This window comes from Streptomyces sp. NPDC012637, from assembly GCF_042954805.1.
GTDB lineage: Bacteria > Actinomycetota > Actinomycetes > Streptomycetales > Streptomycetaceae > Streptomyces.
Map to the genome: position 1 here is coordinate 664,802 of NZ_JBIBDS010000004.1, position 15,165 is coordinate 679,966.

Below are 15,165 nucleotides of genomic sequence, written 5' to 3' on the forward strand. Positions count from 1 at the left end.
CCGAGGGGCCCGGCAGACGGACTGCGCGGGGCGTCACAGGGCCCGGCGACCGGATCCGTGTCCCGGTGAGGGAGAATCGGACACGCTCCTGGATCAACCTACGCGGAGGAACCGTGTCCGGATTCGTAGAAAAGCCCGAACCCGTCCAGGTCCCGGGCCTCACCCATCTCCACACGGGCAAGGTCCGCGACCTGTACCGCAACGAGGCGGGCGACCTCGTCATGGTGGCGAGCGACCGCATGTCCGCGTACGACTGGGTGCTGCCCACGGAGATCCCCGACAAGGGCCGGGTGCTCACCCAGCTCTCGCTCTGGTGGTTCGACCGGCTCGCCGACCTGGCCCCGAACCACGTCCTGTCGACCGAGCTCCCGGCCGGCGCGCCCGCCGACTGGGCCGGCCGCACGCTGATCTGCAAGTCCCTGAACATGGTCCCGGTCGAGTGCGTGGCCCGCGGCTATCTCACCGGCTCCGGCCTGGTCGAGTACGAGGAGTCCCGCACCGTCTGCGGCCTCGCGCTGCCCGAGGGCCTCACCGACGGCTCCGAGCTGCCCGCGCCGATCTTCACCCCGGCGACGAAGGCCGCCGTCGGCGACCACGACGAGAACGTCCCGTACGAGGAGGTGGCCCGCCAGGTCGGCGCGGAGACGGCCGCCCTGCTGCGCCAGACGACCCTCGCCGTCTACGGCCGGGCCCGGGACATCGCCCGTGAGCGCGGGATCATCCTGGCCGACACCAAGTTCGAGTTCGGCTTCGAGTCCTCCCCGGAGGGCGAGCGCCTGGTCCTCGCCGACGAGGTCCTCACCCCGGACTCCTCCCGCTTCTGGCCGGCCGACCAGTGGCAGCCGGGCCGCGCCCAGCCCTCGTACGACAAGCAGTTCGTGCGGGACTGGCTGACCTCGCCGGCCTCCGGCTGGGACCGCAAGAGCGAGCAGCCGCCGCCGGCGCTGCCGCAGGAGGTCGTGGAGAGGACGCGCGCCAAGTACGTCGAGGCGTACGAGCTCCTCACCGGCAACCGCTGGTCCTGAGGAACGAGAAAGCCCCCGGTCGGATCGACCGGGGGCTTCTTCATGGAGCGGACGACGAGATTCGAACTCGCGACCCTCACCTTGGCAAGGTGATGCTCTACCAACTGAGCCACGTCCGCATGCGCCGTAGCGCGCTGCTAACTATACACAGGATTCCGGGGGCGAATGACGCGGTTTCCCGGCCCGCGGCCTGTGGCCGTCACCACACCCCGTGAGCGGGGACACGACGAAGGCCCCGGTTCCTGAGAACCGGGGCCTTCGCTCCCTGAGCGGACGACGAGATTCGAACTCGCGACCCTCACCTTGGCAAGGTGATGCTCTACCAACTGAGCCACGTCCGCATGCCTCCGACCGGCTTTCACCGGGCGGTGCGAGCACCACTGTACCTGATCCACCGGAGTGGCCGGTAACCGTGATGCAGAGCGGGTGACAGGAATTGCACACTGCGCCTTCCCCCTGGAAGGGGGCTGTTCTGCTACTGAACTACACCCGCACGCTGCGTGGGATCCGGCTTTGCGGCCTCGCCCCTCGGCGTGATCCAGACTCTAGCGGATCATGGGGGGTGCAGCGCAAATCCGGTTCCGCTTCGCCGGGCCGGCGGCTCAGCTCGCGGCGAGGAAGGCCTCGTAGATGCGCTTGGGGATCCGGCCGCGGGCGGGGACCTCCAGCTTGTTGGACTGGGCCCAGGCGCGGACCGCTGCGGGGTCCGGGGCGAGCGCGGTGTGGGTGAAGGAGTCCGGCGCGGGCCTGGCGGCCGTCTTCTGACCCGTCTTGTGACCTGCGGCACTTACTTTCCGGCCCGCGGCCAGGTAGGGGGCGAGGACCTTGCGCAGTTTCTTTGCATTGGCGGGATTCAGGTCGATCTCGTACATCTTCCCGTCCAGGCCGAACGCGACCGTTTCCGCCGCTTCTCCGCCGTCGATGTCGTCGAAGAGAGTGACCACCACACGCTGAGCCACGGATATCGGTCCTTTCCTGCGGATCGCCGTGTCGTCTGAGGAATGGGCACCGCCCTGACGTGCAGCGATGCCGATACGACGGCCATCCGGGGGCAAAATTGCGTTCCTCTGTATTCCTTTGTACAGCGACGGGTGTCGCATTGTGAAGCCCAGGCAATTGTTTCCGCGTGTCACGGCCGTCGGGCAGTGGCGGGCAGTATTCCGCTTGAATTAACCGGCGTGGTGTTTCGGTGCTCTTTGTAGGATCCTTCAGACTTCTACTCGCGTAGATTTTGGAGGCAGGTACGCTGAGGGAACCGCCCACGCAACACACCACCGGGAGTGCCAGTGGCACGCGTCGTAGTCGACGTCATGCTCAAGCCGGAGATCCTCGACCCGCAGGGACAGGCGGTGCAGCGTGCACTGCCCCGCCTCGGGTTCGACGGGATCGCCGACGTCCGCCAGGGGAAGCGCTTCGAGCTGGAGGTGGAGGGGCCGGTCGACGAGGCCGCCCTCGCCCGCATCCATGAGATGGCCGAAACCTTCCTTGCCAACACCGTGATCGAAGACTTCATCGTGAAGGTGGAGTCGTGACCGCACGCATCGGCGTCGTCACGTTCCCCGGAACGCTCGACGACCGGGACGCGCTGCGCGCCGCCCGCCTCGCGGGCGCCGAACCCGTCTCGCTGTGGCACCGCGACAAGGACCTCAAGCAGGTCGACGCGGTGGTCCTCGCGGGCGGCTTCTCCTACGGCGACTACCTGCGGGCCGGAGCCATCTCCCGCTTCTCGCCGGTGATGGAGACGATCATCGAGCAGGCGAAGGCGGGCATGCCCGTCCTCGGCATCTGCAACGGCTTCCAGATCCTCACGGAAGCCCATCTGCTGCCGGGCGCCATGCTGCGCAACAACCACCTGCACTTCATCTGCCGCGACCAGAAGCTGCGGGTGGAGAACGCGGAGACCGCCTGGACCTCGGACTACACCCAGGGCCAGGAGATCGAGGTCCCGCTCAAGAACATGGACGGCCGGTACGTCGCCGACGAGCGCACGCTCGACGAGCTGGAGGCCGAGGGGCGGGTGGCCTTCCGCTACCTGGACATGAACCCCAACGGCTCGCTGCGCGACATCGCGGGCATCACCAACGCCGCGGGCAACGTCGTCGGCCTCATGCCGCACCCCGAGCACGCCGTCGAGCCGCTGGTCGGCACCGGCAAGACCGACGGACTCGGTTTCTTCACCTCGATCCTCAAGAAGCTGGTCAACGCCTGATGAGCCTCGACACCGTCAAGCACGCGAGCGAGACGCCGGACAGCGAGCAGCCCTGGAAGGAGCTCGGCCTCAAGCAGGACGAGTACGCGCGCATCCGCGAGATCCTCGGCCGCCGTCCCACCGGCGCCGAGCTCGCCATGTACTCCGTCATGTGGTCCGAGCACTGCTCGTACAAGAGCAGCAAGGTCCACCTGAAGCAGTTCGGCGAGAAGGCCCCCGAGAACGACGCCATGCTCGTCGGCATCGGCGAGAACGCGGGCGTCGTCGACGTCGGCCAGGGCTACGCGGTCACCTTCAAGGTCGAGTCGCACAACCACCCGAGCTACATCGAGCCCTACCAGGGCGCGGCCACCGGCGTCGGCGGCATCGTCCGCGACATCCTCGCCATGGGTGCCCGCCCGGTCGCCGTGGTCGACCCGCTGCGCTTCGGCGCCGCCGACCACCCCGACACCAAGCGCGTGCTGCCCGGTGTCGTCGCCGGCATCGGCGGCTACGGCAACTGCCTGGGCCTGCCCAACATCGGCGGCGAGGTCGTCTTCGACTCCTGCTACCAGGGCAACCCGCTGGTCAACGCCGGCTGCATCGGCGTCATGAAGCACGAGGACATCCACCTCGCCAAGGCCTCCGGCCCCGGCAACAAGGTCATCCTCTACGGCGCCCGCACCGGCGGCGACGGCATCGGCGGCGTCTCGGTCCTCGCGTCCGAGACCTTCGACGACACCAAGCCGACCAAGCGCCCGGCGGTCCAGGTCGGCGACCCGTTCCAGGAGAAGCTCCTCATCGAGTGCACCCTGGAGATCTTCAAGGAGAAGCTGGTCGCCGGCATCCAGGACCTCGGCGGCGCCGGCCTGTCCTGCGCCACCTCCGAGCTGGCCTCCGCCGGTTCCGGCGGCATGCGGGTCGAGCTCGACACCGTGCCGCTGCGCGACGCGACGCTCTCGCCCGAGGAGATCCTCATGAGCGAGTCGCAGGAGCGCATGTGCGCGATCGTCGAGCCGCAGCACGTCGACCGCTTCATGGAGATCTGCGAGAAGTGGGACGTCACCGCCACCGTCATCGGTGAGGTCACGGACGGCGACCACCTGGAGATCTACTGGCACGGCGAGCTCATCGTGGACGTGCCTCCGGGCACCGTCGCCCACGAGGGCCCGACCTACCACCGGCCGTACGAGCGCCCGGAGTGGCAGGACGCCCTCCAGGCCGACGACGCCGGCAAGCTGGCCCGCCCGCAGGACGGCGCCGAGCTGAAGGACCAGGTCCTGAAGCTGGTCGGCTCCCCGAACCAGGCCTCCAAGGCGTGGATCACCGACCAGTACGACCGCTTCGTGCAGGGCAACACCGTGCTCGCCCAGCCCGAGGACGCCGGCATGGTCCGGATCGACGAGGAGTCGAACCTGGGCGTCGCCATGGCGACCGACGGCAACGGCCGGTACGCCAAGCTCGACCCGTACACCGGTGCGCAGCTCGCGCTGGCGGAGGCGTACCGCAACGTCGCCGCCTCCGGCGCCAAGCCGCTGGCGATCTCGGACTGCCTGAACTTCGGTTCGCCCGAGGACCCGGCCGTGATGTGGCAGTTCGCCGAGGCCACCCGTGGTCTCGCGGACGGCTGCCTGCAGCTGGGCACCCCGGTCACCGGCGGCAACGTGTCGCTGTACAACCAGACCGGTGACGTGGCCATCCACCCGACGCCCGTCGTGGCCGTCCTGGGTGTGATCGACGACGTCAACCGCCGCACCCCGATCGCCTTCGCGGAAGAGGGCCAGCTCCTCTACCTGCTGGGCGACACCAAGGAGGAGTTCGGCGGCTCGGCGTGGTCCGAGGTGATCCACCAGCACCTCGGCGGCATGCCGCCGGCCGTGGACCTCGACCGGGAGAAGCTGCTCGGCGAGATCCTGATCTCGGCCTCCCGCGACGGCATGATCGACGCGGCCCACGACCTGTCCGACGGCGGACTGGTCCAGGCGGTCGTCGAGTCCTGCCTGCGCGGCGGCAACGGCGCGCGCCTGGTCGTCCCGGAGGGCCTGGACGCGTTCACCTTCCTCTTCAGCGAGTCGGCCGGCCGCGCGGTCGTGGCCGTCCCGCGCAGCGAGGAGCTCCGCTTCACCGACATGTGCGGTGCGCGGGGTCTGCCGGCGACCCGGATCGGTGTCGTCGACGGCGACGCGGTCGAGGTGCAGGGCGAGTTCAGCGCCTCCCTGGAGGAGCTGCGCGCCGTGCACGAGGCGACGATCCCCGGCCTGCTGGCCTGATCCCGGATGCCGGTGCGTGAGCCCCCGCCCCTTCCCGGGCGGGGGCTCCGCGCTGTGGTCAGTCGTCCAGGGTGAGGAAGGCGTCCATCTCCTCGATGTCCTCGACGCATTCGTCGATGTCGGTGGCCTTCCCTCCGACGAGGGTGAAGAAGAGGCCGCCTCTCATCTCGATTCCCCGGTCGCCGTGTTCGCCGTACCACTTGTGGGTCGAGATCACGTGTCCGCGCCCGTCGGGAAAGACGCCTTCGAGTTCGATGCGCATGGAGCCGCCGGTGTACTCGAAGATGTCCCCGTAGTGGGCGAGGACGTTGTCCCGGCCTTTGAAGTGCCCGCCGAACCGGGTGCTGCCGGGCGAGTGGTGGGTGCAGTCGCTGGTCAGCAAGGCACCGAGAGTCTCCATGTCACCCTTGGCGAACGCTTCGTAGCCCTGGCGCACCAGGGCGGCGTCGGGGTGCTCGTGATGGGTCATGGTCCCGTCACTGCCTTTCGTGAGGGCAGATCCCCCTTACTTCAGTCTCGGGGCTAGCCTCGGCGCATGCCACCTGCCAAGAAGCGCACCCGCAGCTACGACTCCGCGAAGATCCGGGCCGCCGTACTCGCCCAGTTCGGGCACGTCGCCGACGCCGTGACCGGGCTGGCGCCCGGTCAGCTGGAGCGGCCGACGGGACTGGGGGCGTGGACGGTGGCCGACCTCGCCGCGCACGTCGCGTGGATCGCGGACTCGTTGGCCGGGTCCCTCGACCGCCCGCCGGCCGCCAAGGGCGAGCTCCTTCCGCACCAGTGGCCCTTCACCACCGTCGAGCTCTCGGGGAAGATCGCCGACGCGGCCCGCGAGACGCTCACCGGAGCGCCGCTGCCCGAGCTGTACGAGCGGGCCGGCAGCCGGCTCGCGGGGGCGCTCGCCGCCCACGACGACGACCGGGTGCTCGACCTGTGGATCGGTCCCATGAGGCTCGGTGACTTCCTCGTCACCCGCACCGTCGAACTCGTCGCGCACACCGACGACCTGAACCGGGCCGCGGGCCTGGACGTTCCCCTCGACCGGCAGGCGCTCGCCGCCTGCACCCGGCTGCTCGCCGACGCCCTCGCCGAGAAGGCCCCCGGCGGGGCGGTGGAGATGCGGGTCCCGCCGTTCGCCGTGGTGCAGTGCGTCGAGGGCCCGCGGCACACCCGCGGCACCCCGCCCAACGTGGTGGAGACGGACCCGCTGACCTGGATCCGGCTCGCGACCGGGCGGACCGACTGGGCGGCGGAGCTGGACGCGGCACGGGTCAGCGCCAGCGGGGAGCGGGCCGACCTGTCCGGGCTGCTGCCGCTGATGGCCTGACGGGCGGCGGCCCGGCGGAACCGTCTCGCGGGGCCGCCCGTCCCATCGGCATGCAGCAGAAGCCGCGCGTACTCACCGCCGCCGCCGTCACCGCTCTCGTCGCCCTGCTCGCCGCGTGCGGCGCGGAGGGAGGCACCGGCCCGGGGGCCGGTGCGCAGCCGGACACCCCCGACCTGCCCGTGGCCGGCGGCCACTGGACGATCGCCGCGGTCACGGTCGACGGCACCCGGTCCGTGGCGCCGCCGGGCGCGCGCCTGGAGATCGAGGAGAACGGCCGCGCGCAGGGCCACAGCGGCTGCAACAACTTCGGGGCCGCCGTCGCCGTGAACGGCGACACCCTCACCGTCTCCACGCACGAGGTCACCACGATCGGCTGCCCCGGCGACCGCGAGCGCTTCGAGCGGACCCTGCTCCAGGCCTTCAGCGGCGAGCTCAAGGGCAAGGTCGTGGCGAAGGGACTCACGCTGACCTCGCCCGACGGGCGCCGGAGCATGGAGCTGACCGCCGAGTCCGGCGTCCCGCTCGTCGGCACGGCGTGGACGGTGGACGCCCTGCTCGACGGCGGGACCGCGGCCTCGCTCCCGGCGGGCTCCGAGGGCAAGGCGAAGCTGACCTTCGGCAAGGACGGCCGGCTCACCGGCAGCCTCGGCTGCAACCGGGTCACCGCCCCGGCCGAGATCTCCGGCAGGACCATCACGCTGGGCGCGGTCTCGACGACCCGGATGATCTGCACGGGTCCGGAGATGGACCTGGAGACCAAGCTGTACGACGCCCTCGACGGCCCCCTCACCTACCGGCTCGACCACCGCACCCTGACCGTCACGGACGCGGACGGCCAGGGCTTCACGGCGCAGGCCGGAGAGGTGAAGGGCTAGCTCCCGGAAGGGAGGAGACCCTGGCTCCCGTAGGGGAGGAGACCGGCGTCCGTGCGTTCCCAGGAAGCCTTCAGCTCGGCGAGCCGTGCCTTCTCGTACGGGGCCCGGTCGGCCTGCTCACGGGCGTCGTCCGCGAGGTTGAACAGCTGGTCGCGGCCGCTCCTGCCCCGGTAGTACTTCCAGTCGCCGCGGCGCAGCGCCCGCTCCCCGCGCACCCGCCAGAACAGGTCGCGCTCGGGGACGTCCTCGCCGCGCAGGAGGTGTCCGGCGAGGCTGGTGCCGTCGAGCGGGTAGGCCGGGTGAGGGCGGGCGCCGCCCAGTTCGAGGAGCGTGGCGGTCCAGTCGGGGGAGAAGACGGGCAGGTCGCTCACCTGGCCGCCGTCGATCCGGGCGGGCCAGCGCAGGATCGACGGGACGCGGATGCCGCCCTCCTGGAGGGAGCCCTTGTTGCCGGCGAGCGGCCAGTTGTAGGAGAAGCGTTCGCCGCCGTTGTCGCTGCCGAAGAAGACGAGGGTGTCGCGCTCCCGGCCCGCCCGCCTGAGCGCGGCGAGGACCGTGCCGACGGAGCGGTCGAGGTCCTCGACCATCTCCTTGTACTTGGCTATGGAGCCGCCGTCCTGGTGCCACAGGGCGGAGCGGTCGCCGGCCTTGATCCGCCGGACGATCTCGGCGCTCGCCTCCTCGTCGCCGTCGGCGATCCAGGGCCAGTGCGGGGTGGTGAAGTTCAGGTTGAGGAGGAAGGGCCGGTCGTGGTCGCGGCCCACGTACTCGCTCGCCCGCTCGGTGAGGATGCGGGTGTAGTAGCGCAGGTCCTTGTACTCGGCGTCGCCCTCGTAGAGGTCGTACTCGCCGCCGAGGCCGAGCTTGGAGTAGTACTCCAGGGCGCCGCCGAAGTTGCCGAAGAACTCGTCCCATCCGGAGCGGGTGGGGGAGTAGTCGGGCAGGTAGCCGCAGTGCCACTTGCCGATGAGCGCGGTGGTGTAGCCGGCGTCGCGGAGCCGGGAGGCGAGCGTGGGGTGGGTGGGCTCCAGGCCGACGGACTTGTCGGCGATGGGTTCGGCGAGTCCGCCCTTGGTGCGGCCCGGGTAGCGGCCGGTGTAGAGGCTGAACCGGGTGGGGGAGCAGGTCGCGGAGCCGGAGTAGGCGTTCGTGAACCTGACGCCCTGGCGCGCGAGCCGGTCCAGGTGCGGGGTGCGGATGTGCGGGGAGCCGTAGGAGGAGAGGTCGGCCCAGCCGAGGTCGTCGCCGAGGATGAAGAGGATGTTGGGCCGCTGGGAGTGGCGGCCGGCGGCGGCGCGGAACGGCCGCTCCTCGGCAGAGGCAGAGGCAGAGGCGGAGGCAGAGACAGAGGGAGCGGCGGAGGCGGTGGGCGCCGTGGCGCCGAGGGCGACTCCGGCGGCGGCGCCGACGGCGGCACCGCCGAGGGCGCGCCGGGACAGGGGCGTGGACATACGGGTCTCCTGGTGGGACTGCAGCGTGGGACGCCGGAGGGAAGCCGGCGTGGGACGCCGGAGGAAGCCGGCGTGGGACGCCGGAGGAAGCCGGCGTGACGTGACCGCGCGGGGCGGCGGGAAGGCCCGGGGCCGAGGAAGCGGGCAGGCCGGGCGCGGAGCAGGATTCAGACGCGGCGACAGATCGCGCTCGCGACACGGGCCAGGTCCACGTGCCGGCGCGCCACAAGGGTGACCGAGAGGTCGAGGTCGCTCACGGGCTGCATGATCAAGAAGCCTGGCGGAGGGCCGCCGGAGGTGTCAACGACCGTCCCGCACCGTGGACTCCGTCACATCCCGACCGTTCGCCCCGTACCGTACGAGCGTCCGCTCGGTACGGCCCCGATCTTGGCTACCGGCCGGTAACCCTTGCGGGCCCTGCTTTGTGGGCTCCGACAAGGATCCAAGGATCAGTTCGTGGGATCCTACGACCAGGTCGGAGGGCCTATCACGCCCCGTCCGCGAATTCGGACCGATGGTCGATCTCGCCTACACTCGGTGGCGTGCCACGCGGAGACGGTCGACTCAATCACGATCTGCTCCCCGGTGAGAAAGGCCCCCAGGACGCTTGTGGCGTCTTCGGTGTCTGGGCTCCGGGTGAAGAGGTCGCAAAGCTCTCGTACTTCGGGCTCTACGCCCTCCAGCATCGGGGCCAGGAATCCGCGGGAATCGCGGTAAGCAACGGCTCCCAGATCCTCGTCTTCAAGGACATGGGCCTCGTGTCCCAGGTCTTCGACGAGACTTCTCTCGGTTCCCTCCAGGGTCATATCGCGGTCGGTCACGCCCGCTACTCGACCACTGGTGCCTCCGTGTGGGAGAACGCCCAGCCGACCTTCCGGGCGACTGCCCACGGCTCGATCGCGCTCGGCCACAACGGCAACCTGGTGAACACAGCCCAGCTGGCCGAGATGGTCGCCGACCTCCCCAAGAAGGAGGGCCGCACCAACCGGGTCGCCGCCACCAACGACACCGACCTGGTCACCGCGCTGCTCGCGGGCCAGGTGGCCGAGGACGGCACGCCGCTCACCATCGAGCAGGCCGCCGCGAAGGTCCTCCCCGACGTCCGGGGCGCCTTCTCCCTCGTCTTCATGGACGAGCACACCCTCTACGCGGCCCGTGACCCGCAGGGCATCCGCCCGCTGGTGCTCGGCCGTCTCGAGCGCGGCTGGGTCGTCGCCTCCGAGAGCGCCGCCCTCGACATCTGCGGCGCGACCTTCGTCCGCGAGGTCGAGCCCGGCGAGCTGATCGCCATCGACGAGAACGGCATCCGCACCTCGCGATTCGCGGAAGCGAAGCCCAAGGGCTGTGTCTTCGAGTACGTGTACCTGGCCCGCCCCGACACCGACATCGCCGGCCGGAACGTGTACCTCTCCCGCGTGGAGATGGGCCGCCGGCTCGCCAAGGAGGCCCCTGTCGAGGCCGACCTGGTGATAGCGACGCCGGAGTCCGGCACCCCGGCCGCGATCGGCTACGCGGAGGCCTCCGGCATCCCGTTCGGCGCCGGCCTGGTCAAGAACGCCTACGTCGGCCGGACCTTCATCCAGCCCTCGCAGACCATCCGCCAGCTGGGCATCCGGCTGAAGCTGAACCCCCTCAAGGAAGTCATCAAGGGCAAGCGCCTGGTGGTCGTCGACGACTCGATCGTCCGCGGCAACACCCAGCGCGCGCTGGTCCGGATGCTCCGCGAGGCCGGCGCCGCCGAGGTCCACATCCGGATCTCCTCCCCGCCGGTGAAGTGGCCCTGCTTCTTCGGCATCGACTTCGCCACCCGCGCGGAGCTGATCGCCAACGGCATGTCGGTCGAGGAGATCGGCAAGTCGCTCGGTGCGGACTCGCTCTCGTACATCTCGCTCGACGGGATGATCGAGGCGACCACCATCCAGAAGCCCAACCTGTGCCGCGCCTGCTTCGACGGCGAGTACCCCATGGAGCTTCCGGACCCGGAGCTCCTCGGCAAGCAGCTCCTGGAGACCGAGCTGGCCGCCGGCCCGGCCGCCACCGCGGCCGCCGACGCCCTGCGCCGCCCGTAAGACCCCCGCCGCTCGCGCCGCCACCTGCGGCGCGAGCGGTACGAGCAGTACGACGACACGAAAGCTCTGAAGCCATGTCTCAGTCCCCCACTGCCGGAGGCGGCGCCAGCTACGCGAGCGCGGGCGTCGACATCGAAGCGGGCGACCGCGCCGTCGAGCTCATGAAGGAGTGGGTGAAGAAGACGCAGCGCCCCGAGGTCCTCGGCGGCCTCGGCGGGTTCGCCGGCCTCTTCGACGCCTCCGCCCTCAAGCGCTACGAGCGTCCGCTGCTCGCCTCGGCCACCGACGGCGTCGGCACGAAGGTCGACATCGCCCGCCAGATGGGCGTGTACGACACCATCGGCCACGACCTGGTCGCCATGGTCATGGACGACATCGTCGTCTGCGGCGCCGAGCCGCTCTTCATGACCGACTACATCTGCGTCGGCAAGGTCCACCCCGAGCGGGTCGCCGCCATCGTCAAGGGCATCGCGGAGGGCTGCGTCCTGGCCGGCTGCGCCCTGGTCGGCGGCGAGACCGCCGAGCACCCCGGACTGCTCGGACCGGACGACTTCGACGTCGCCGGCGCGGGCACCGGCGTCGTGGAGCACGACCGGCTGCTCGGCGCGGATCGCATCCGTACGGGTGACGCCGTCATCGCCATGGCGTCCTCGGGTCTTCACTCCAACGGGTACTCGCTCGTCCGCCACGTGGTCTTCGACCGGGCCGGCATGACCCTCGACCAGCAGGTCGAGGAGTTCGGCCGGACCCTGGGCGAGGAGCTCCTGGAGCCCACCAAGATCTACTCGCTGGACTGCCTGGCACTCACCCGGACCACCGAGGTGCACGCCTTCAGCCACATCACGGGCGGTGGCCTCGCGGCCAACCTGGCCCGGGTGATCCCGGACGGCCTGCACGCCGTCGTGGACCGCTCGACCTGGGCCCCCGGCGCCGTCTTCGACCTCGTCGGCAAGGCCGGCCGGGTCGAGCGCCTGGAGCTGGAGAAGACCCTGAACATGGGCGTCGGCATGATGGCCGTGGTCCCGGCCGACTCCGTGGACGCGGCCCTCACGACCCTGGCCGACCGTGGCGTCGAGTCCTGGGTCGCCGGTGAGATCACCGAGCGCGGCGAGCGGACGACCGGCGCGGAGCTGATCGGCGACTACGCGAAGCAGTAAAGGGTGGGAAGCCACGAAGGAGCACTCCCCGCAGGGGTGCTCCTTCGTCGTTTCCGCCGAAGGCCCTGCGTCAGCAGCGCCCCGTACGGCGCCGTGCCGCCGCTCGGCGGGTCCGGACAGCGCAGAAACCCGGTCCGGGTACCCCGGACCGGGTTTCGTTGTTCAGAAGGTCAAGCGCGACGCTGAGTGGACGCCGGACCGGACTCGTCGTCCTCGTCCTCGTCGTCCGTGTTGTAGAGATCCGCGTACTGCGCGTACGGGTCGTCTTCCTCGTCGTCGTCCTCGAACGGCTCGCCATTCGGCGGCTGGCTCGAAGTCGATGCGCCCAGCTCGCTGGCCAGACGCGACAGGTCAGTCCCGCCGCTGCTGTACTTCAGCTGGCGGGCGACCTTGGTCTGCTTGGCCTTTGCCCGGCCGCGCCCCATGGCTCGACCCCCTCGGTGACGGGGCTCTCTGGCCCCAGAGTCTTGACACGCGTTCATGATCCGAAACGGACTCTCGAAGAGAGACCGGTCCGTAGGGCTTCAACGGTACCTGTTTCCGTCGGTCTACGGTACGCCGCGCGCATCACATACCCCGGTACAGAACCATGGAGGTGCCCTGTCCTCGCTGGTCAATCGCGATTTTAACCTCTTCTTGAGGTCCGACCCGCCGATCGGCGTGAGCGAAGTCTCGCGAATCACTCGCCGATCGGCGGACCGTCCCTGTCAACCTCAGGCCCCGCGCGCCTCGGCCATGCGCTGCTCGGCGATCCGGTCGGCCGCGGCGGCCGGCGGAATCCCGTCGGACTTCGCACGTGCGAAGATCTCGAGGGTGGTGTCGAAGATCTTCGTCGCCTTGGCCTTGCAGCGGTCGAAGTCGAAGCCGTGGAGCTCGTCGGCGACCTGGATCACGCCGCCGGCGTTGACCACGTAGTCGGGCGCGTAGAGGATGCCGCGCTCCACGAGGTCCTTCTCGATGCCGGGGTGGGCCAGCTGGTTGTTGGCCGCGCCGCAGACGATGGCCGCGGTGAGGAACGGCACGGTCTCCTCGCTCAGCGCGCCGCCCAGGGCGCACGGGGCGTAGACGTCCAGACCCTCGGTGCGGATCAGGGCGTCGGTGTCGGCGGCGACGGTGACCTGCGGGAACTTCTCGGTGATCCGGCGCACCGACTCCTCGCGGACGTCGGTGATCACGACCTCGGCGCCGTCGGCGACCAGGTGCTCGACCAGGTAGTGGCCGACCTTGCCGACGCCCGCGACGCCCACCTTGCGGCCGCGGAGCGTGGGGTCGCCCCAGAGGTGCTGCGCGGAGGCGCGCATGCCCTGGAAGACGCCGAAGGCGGTGAGGACGGAGGAGTCGCCGGCGCCGCCGTTCTCGGGCGAGCGACCGGTCGTCCACTGGTTGGTCCGGGCGACGACGTCCATGTCGGCGACGTAGGTGCCGACGTCGCAGGCCGTGACGTAGCGGCCGCCGAGGGAGGCGACGAAGCGTCCGTAGGCGAGGAGCAGTTCCTCGCTCTTGATCTTCTCCGGGTCGCCGATGATGACGGCCTTGCCGCCGCCGTGGTCGAGGCCGGCCATGGCGTTCTTGTACGACATGCCGCGGGAGAGGTTGAGCGCGTCGGCGATCGCCTCGGCCTCGGTGGCGTACGGGTAGAAGCGGGTGCCGCCGAGGGCGGGGCCCAGGGCGGTGTTGTGGAGGGCGATGACGGCCTTGAGGCCGGTGGCGCGGTCCTGGCACAGCACGATCTGCTCGTGGCCGCCCTGCTCCGAGTGGAACAGGGTGTGCAGTACATCAGGAACGCCGGTCACATCGGTCACGGTGGTGACTCCCAAAACGAAGCGGCGGAAGGTCCCCCCTGCGGGTGGGGGTGGGACCAGGTCGGGAGCAGGGTAAGTCCTACCTGGCCGTAGCAGGGAAGCAGTGCCGAGGATCACCCCCTCGCGGAGTACGGGCGTGGAAGGATTCGCGACATGTCGGTCCCCTCCTCGGTGCTCGTCCCCTATGCCGCGTATCTGCGGGTGTACGAGCCGCTGGCCGCGTTCCAGGAGCCGGAGCGGGGCCACTGGGCCCGCTACGCGCGCCGTGCCGACGTCCCGGGCGCGCAGGACGAACTGCGCCGCTCGCTGGCCGACTTGGTGCCGGTGCCGCCGGTCCCGGTGCCCGTGCACGAGAGCGCGGACGCGTTCGTGGCGACGGTGGACGGAGTGGTCCTGGTCTGTCCCTGGCGGACCCGGCTGCGCGCCTGGCTGGCGATGCGGGAGCTGGTGGCCGGGACGCTGCCGGCTCCGGTCCTGGACGCGATGCTGCCGCCGGTGGTGCGGGAGCAGGCGGTGTCGGACCACGAGCGGTGGCTGGAGCGGAACCCGGACGCGCGGCCGTGGATCCGCGGCGCGGTGTGGCGGGTGCCCCCGGCCTGGTTCGCGCTCTTCTCGGACGAGGAGCGGGAGTACGAGCCCGGGGAGCCGGCCCGGGCGGGAGGGCCCGGCGGGCGCCGGGCACGGCCGGTGTTCCGTTACCGGACGCCGATGGTGCAGGCGCGGCGGCGGCTCGCACGGGCGCTGCGGACGCTGCGCGGGGCGATCGCCGAGGGTCCGATGACCGAGAGCCTGGTCGAGGTGGGGCGCTGGCTGGAGGAGTTCCATCCGCGGGCGCTCGTGGAGCTGGACTACGGGGGCCTGGTGCACGTGCTCTCGGCGGAGGCGCTGGCGGCCGACCGGGCGGGGGGGGGGGGGGGGGGGGGGCGCGGGGCGGGGGGGGGGGGGGGCGGGGGGGGGGGGCGGGGGGGGGGCCCCCGCCGCATGTAACCCCACCCAACAGC

General features: G+C 70.7%; 15 protein-coding genes and 3 tRNA genes. 9 read left to right on the plus strand and 9 right to left on the minus strand.

Annotated elements, in window-relative coordinates; all coding sequences use genetic code 11:
- The first annotated feature begins 113 nt into the window (after positions 1 to 113).
- Entirely contained in the window at positions 114 to 1,025 is a 912-nt protein-coding gene (locus ACFY8W_RS20095) for a phosphoribosylaminoimidazolesuccinocarboxamide synthase (protein ID WP_391106671.1), read from the plus strand.
- Positions 1,026 to 1,068: 43 nt separating this feature from the next.
- On the opposite strand, the gene ACFY8W_RS20100 is transcribed toward ACFY8W_RS20095, so the two are convergent.
- The 4 genes from ACFY8W_RS20100 to ACFY8W_RS20115 form a co-directional block, all read right to left on the minus strand.
- Positions 1,069 to 1,144 (minus strand) — tRNA-Gly (locus ACFY8W_RS20100).
- Between the two features lie 149 nt (positions 1,145 to 1,293).
- Positions 1,294 to 1,366 (minus strand) — tRNA-Gly (locus ACFY8W_RS20105).
- An 80-nt stretch (positions 1,367 to 1,446) separates the two neighbouring features.
- Positions 1,447 to 1,518, minus strand: a tRNA-Gly gene (locus ACFY8W_RS20110).
- A gap of 109 nt (positions 1,519 to 1,627) precedes the next feature.
- Positions 1,628 to 1,984, minus strand: a complete 357-nt coding sequence (locus ACFY8W_RS20115) for a histone-like nucleoid-structuring protein Lsr2 (protein ID WP_391106674.1) — start codon at positions 1,982 to 1,984, stop codon at positions 1,628 to 1,630.
- Between the two features lie 327 nt (positions 1,985 to 2,311).
- On the opposite strand from ACFY8W_RS20115, the gene purS reads away from it, so the two are divergent.
- Genes purS through purL form a run of 3 tightly spaced genes read left to right on the plus strand, consistent with a single transcriptional unit; the run spans position 2,312 to position 5,483 of the window.
- The gene (purS, locus tag ACFY8W_RS20120; RefSeq protein ID WP_009996980.1) at positions 2,312 to 2,557 is read left to right on the plus strand and encodes a phosphoribosylformylglycinamidine synthase subunit PurS; all 246 of its coding nucleotides are present in this window, start codon (positions 2,312 to 2,314) and stop codon (positions 2,555 to 2,557) included.
- Positions 2,554 to 3,234, plus strand: coding sequence for a phosphoribosylformylglycinamidine synthase subunit PurQ (gene purQ, locus ACFY8W_RS20125; RefSeq protein ID WP_391106676.1), 681 nt, complete (start codon positions 2,554 to 2,556; stop codon positions 3,232 to 3,234). The genes purS and purQ overlap by 4 nt, the downstream gene beginning before the upstream one ends.
- A complete protein-coding gene (purL, locus tag ACFY8W_RS20130; RefSeq protein WP_391106679.1) occupies positions 3,234 to 5,483 on the plus strand; it encodes a phosphoribosylformylglycinamidine synthase subunit PurL in 2,250 nt (749 codons plus the stop codon). Before purQ ends, purL begins: the two co-directional genes overlap by 1 nt.
- Before the next feature lie 58 nt (positions 5,484 to 5,541).
- Here purL and ACFY8W_RS20135 read toward each other — a convergent pair whose 3' ends face one another.
- Positions 5,542 to 5,952, minus strand: coding sequence for a nuclear transport factor 2 family protein (locus ACFY8W_RS20135; protein ID WP_391106682.1), 411 nt, complete (start codon positions 5,950 to 5,952; stop codon positions 5,542 to 5,544).
- A 66-nt stretch (positions 5,953 to 6,018) separates the two neighbouring features.
- On the opposite strand from ACFY8W_RS20135, the gene ACFY8W_RS20140 reads away from it, so the two are divergent.
- Together ACFY8W_RS20140 and ACFY8W_RS20145 are read left to right on the plus strand one after the other, a co-directional pair.
- Positions 6,019 to 6,810: a sterol carrier family protein gene (locus tag ACFY8W_RS20140; RefSeq protein ID WP_391106685.1), complete on the plus strand. Its 792-nt coding sequence runs from the start codon at positions 6,019 to 6,021 to the stop codon at positions 6,808 to 6,810.
- Positions 6,811 to 6,860: 50 nt separating this feature from the next.
- A complete protein-coding gene (locus tag ACFY8W_RS20145) occupies positions 6,861 to 7,685 on the plus strand; it encodes an META domain-containing protein (RefSeq protein ID WP_391106688.1) in 825 nt (274 codons plus the stop codon).
- Here the strand turns inward: ACFY8W_RS20145 and ACFY8W_RS20150 are convergent.
- Positions 7,682 to 9,136, minus strand: coding sequence for a sulfatase-like hydrolase/transferase (locus ACFY8W_RS20150; RefSeq protein WP_391106689.1), 1,455 nt, complete (start codon positions 9,134 to 9,136; stop codon positions 7,682 to 7,684). The genes ACFY8W_RS20145 and ACFY8W_RS20150 overlap by 4 nt on opposite strands.
- Before the next feature lie 167 nt (positions 9,137 to 9,303).
- Positions 9,304 to 9,402: a putative leader peptide gene (locus tag ACFY8W_RS20155; protein ID WP_391106692.1), complete on the minus strand. Its 99-nt coding sequence runs from the start codon at positions 9,400 to 9,402 to the stop codon at positions 9,304 to 9,306.
- A 276-nt stretch (positions 9,403 to 9,678) separates the two neighbouring features.
- On the opposite strand from ACFY8W_RS20155, the gene purF reads away from it, so the two are divergent.
- Together purF and purM are read left to right on the plus strand one after the other, a co-directional pair.
- Entirely contained in the window at positions 9,679 to 11,205 is a 1,527-nt protein-coding gene (purF, locus tag ACFY8W_RS20160) for an amidophosphoribosyltransferase (protein WP_391106695.1), read from the plus strand.
- A gap of 74 nt (positions 11,206 to 11,279) precedes the next feature.
- Positions 11,280 to 12,362, plus strand: a complete 1,083-nt coding sequence (gene purM / locus ACFY8W_RS20165; protein WP_391106698.1) for a phosphoribosylformylglycinamidine cyclo-ligase — start codon at positions 11,280 to 11,282, stop codon at positions 12,360 to 12,362.
- Between the two features lie 170 nt (positions 12,363 to 12,532).
- Here the strand turns inward: purM and ACFY8W_RS20170 are convergent, their stop codons facing one another.
- Together ACFY8W_RS20170 and ACFY8W_RS20175 are read right to left on the minus strand one after the other, a co-directional pair.
- Positions 12,533 to 12,787, minus strand: a complete 255-nt coding sequence (locus ACFY8W_RS20170; RefSeq protein ID WP_356068407.1) for a DUF3073 domain-containing protein — start codon at positions 12,785 to 12,787, stop codon at positions 12,533 to 12,535.
- A gap of 288 nt (positions 12,788 to 13,075) precedes the next feature.
- Positions 13,076 to 14,164: a Glu/Leu/Phe/Val dehydrogenase dimerization domain-containing protein gene (locus tag ACFY8W_RS20175; RefSeq protein WP_391106701.1), complete on the minus strand. Its 1,089-nt coding sequence runs from the start codon at positions 14,162 to 14,164 to the stop codon at positions 13,076 to 13,078.
- A gap of 153 nt (positions 14,165 to 14,317) precedes the next feature.
- On the opposite strand from ACFY8W_RS20175, the gene ACFY8W_RS20180 reads away from it, so the two are divergent.
- Entirely contained in the window at positions 14,318 to 15,151 is an 834-nt protein-coding gene (locus ACFY8W_RS20180) for a hypothetical protein (protein WP_391106703.1), read from the plus strand.
- The last annotated feature ends 14 nt before the right edge of the window (positions 15,152 to 15,165 follow it).

Bases quoted from the DNA above. Each gene is read 5' to 3' on its own strand.
- purL (WP_391106679.1), top strand. From the start codon at position 3,234: ATGAGCCTCGACACCGTCAAGCACGCGAGCGAGACGCCGGACAGCGAG.
- ACFY8W_RS20135 (WP_391106682.1), bottom strand. From the start codon at position 5,952: ATGACCCATCACGAGCACCCCGACGCCGCCCTGGTGCGCCAGGGCTAC.
- ACFY8W_RS20140 (WP_391106685.1), top strand. From the start codon at position 6,019: ATGCCACCTGCCAAGAAGCGCACCCGCAGCTACGACTCCGCGAAGATC.
- ACFY8W_RS20145 (WP_391106688.1), top strand. From the start codon at position 6,861: ATGCAGCAGAAGCCGCGCGTACTCACCGCCGCCGCCGTCACCGCTCTC.
- ACFY8W_RS20150 (WP_391106689.1), bottom strand. From the start codon at position 9,136: ATGTCCACGCCCCTGTCCCGGCGCGCCCTCGGCGGTGCCGCCGTCGGC.
- ACFY8W_RS20155 (WP_391106692.1), bottom strand. From the start codon at position 9,402: ATGCAGCCCGTGAGCGACCTCGACCTCTCGGTCACCCTTGTGGCGCGC.
- purM (WP_391106698.1), top strand. From the start codon at position 11,280: ATGTCTCAGTCCCCCACTGCCGGAGGCGGCGCCAGCTACGCGAGCGCG.
- ACFY8W_RS20170 (WP_356068407.1), bottom strand. From the start codon at position 12,787: ATGGGGCGCGGCCGGGCAAAGGCCAAGCAGACCAAGGTCGCCCGCCAG.
- ACFY8W_RS20180 (WP_391106703.1), top strand. From the start codon at position 14,318: ATGTCGGTCCCCTCCTCGGTGCTCGTCCCCTATGCCGCGTATCTGCGG.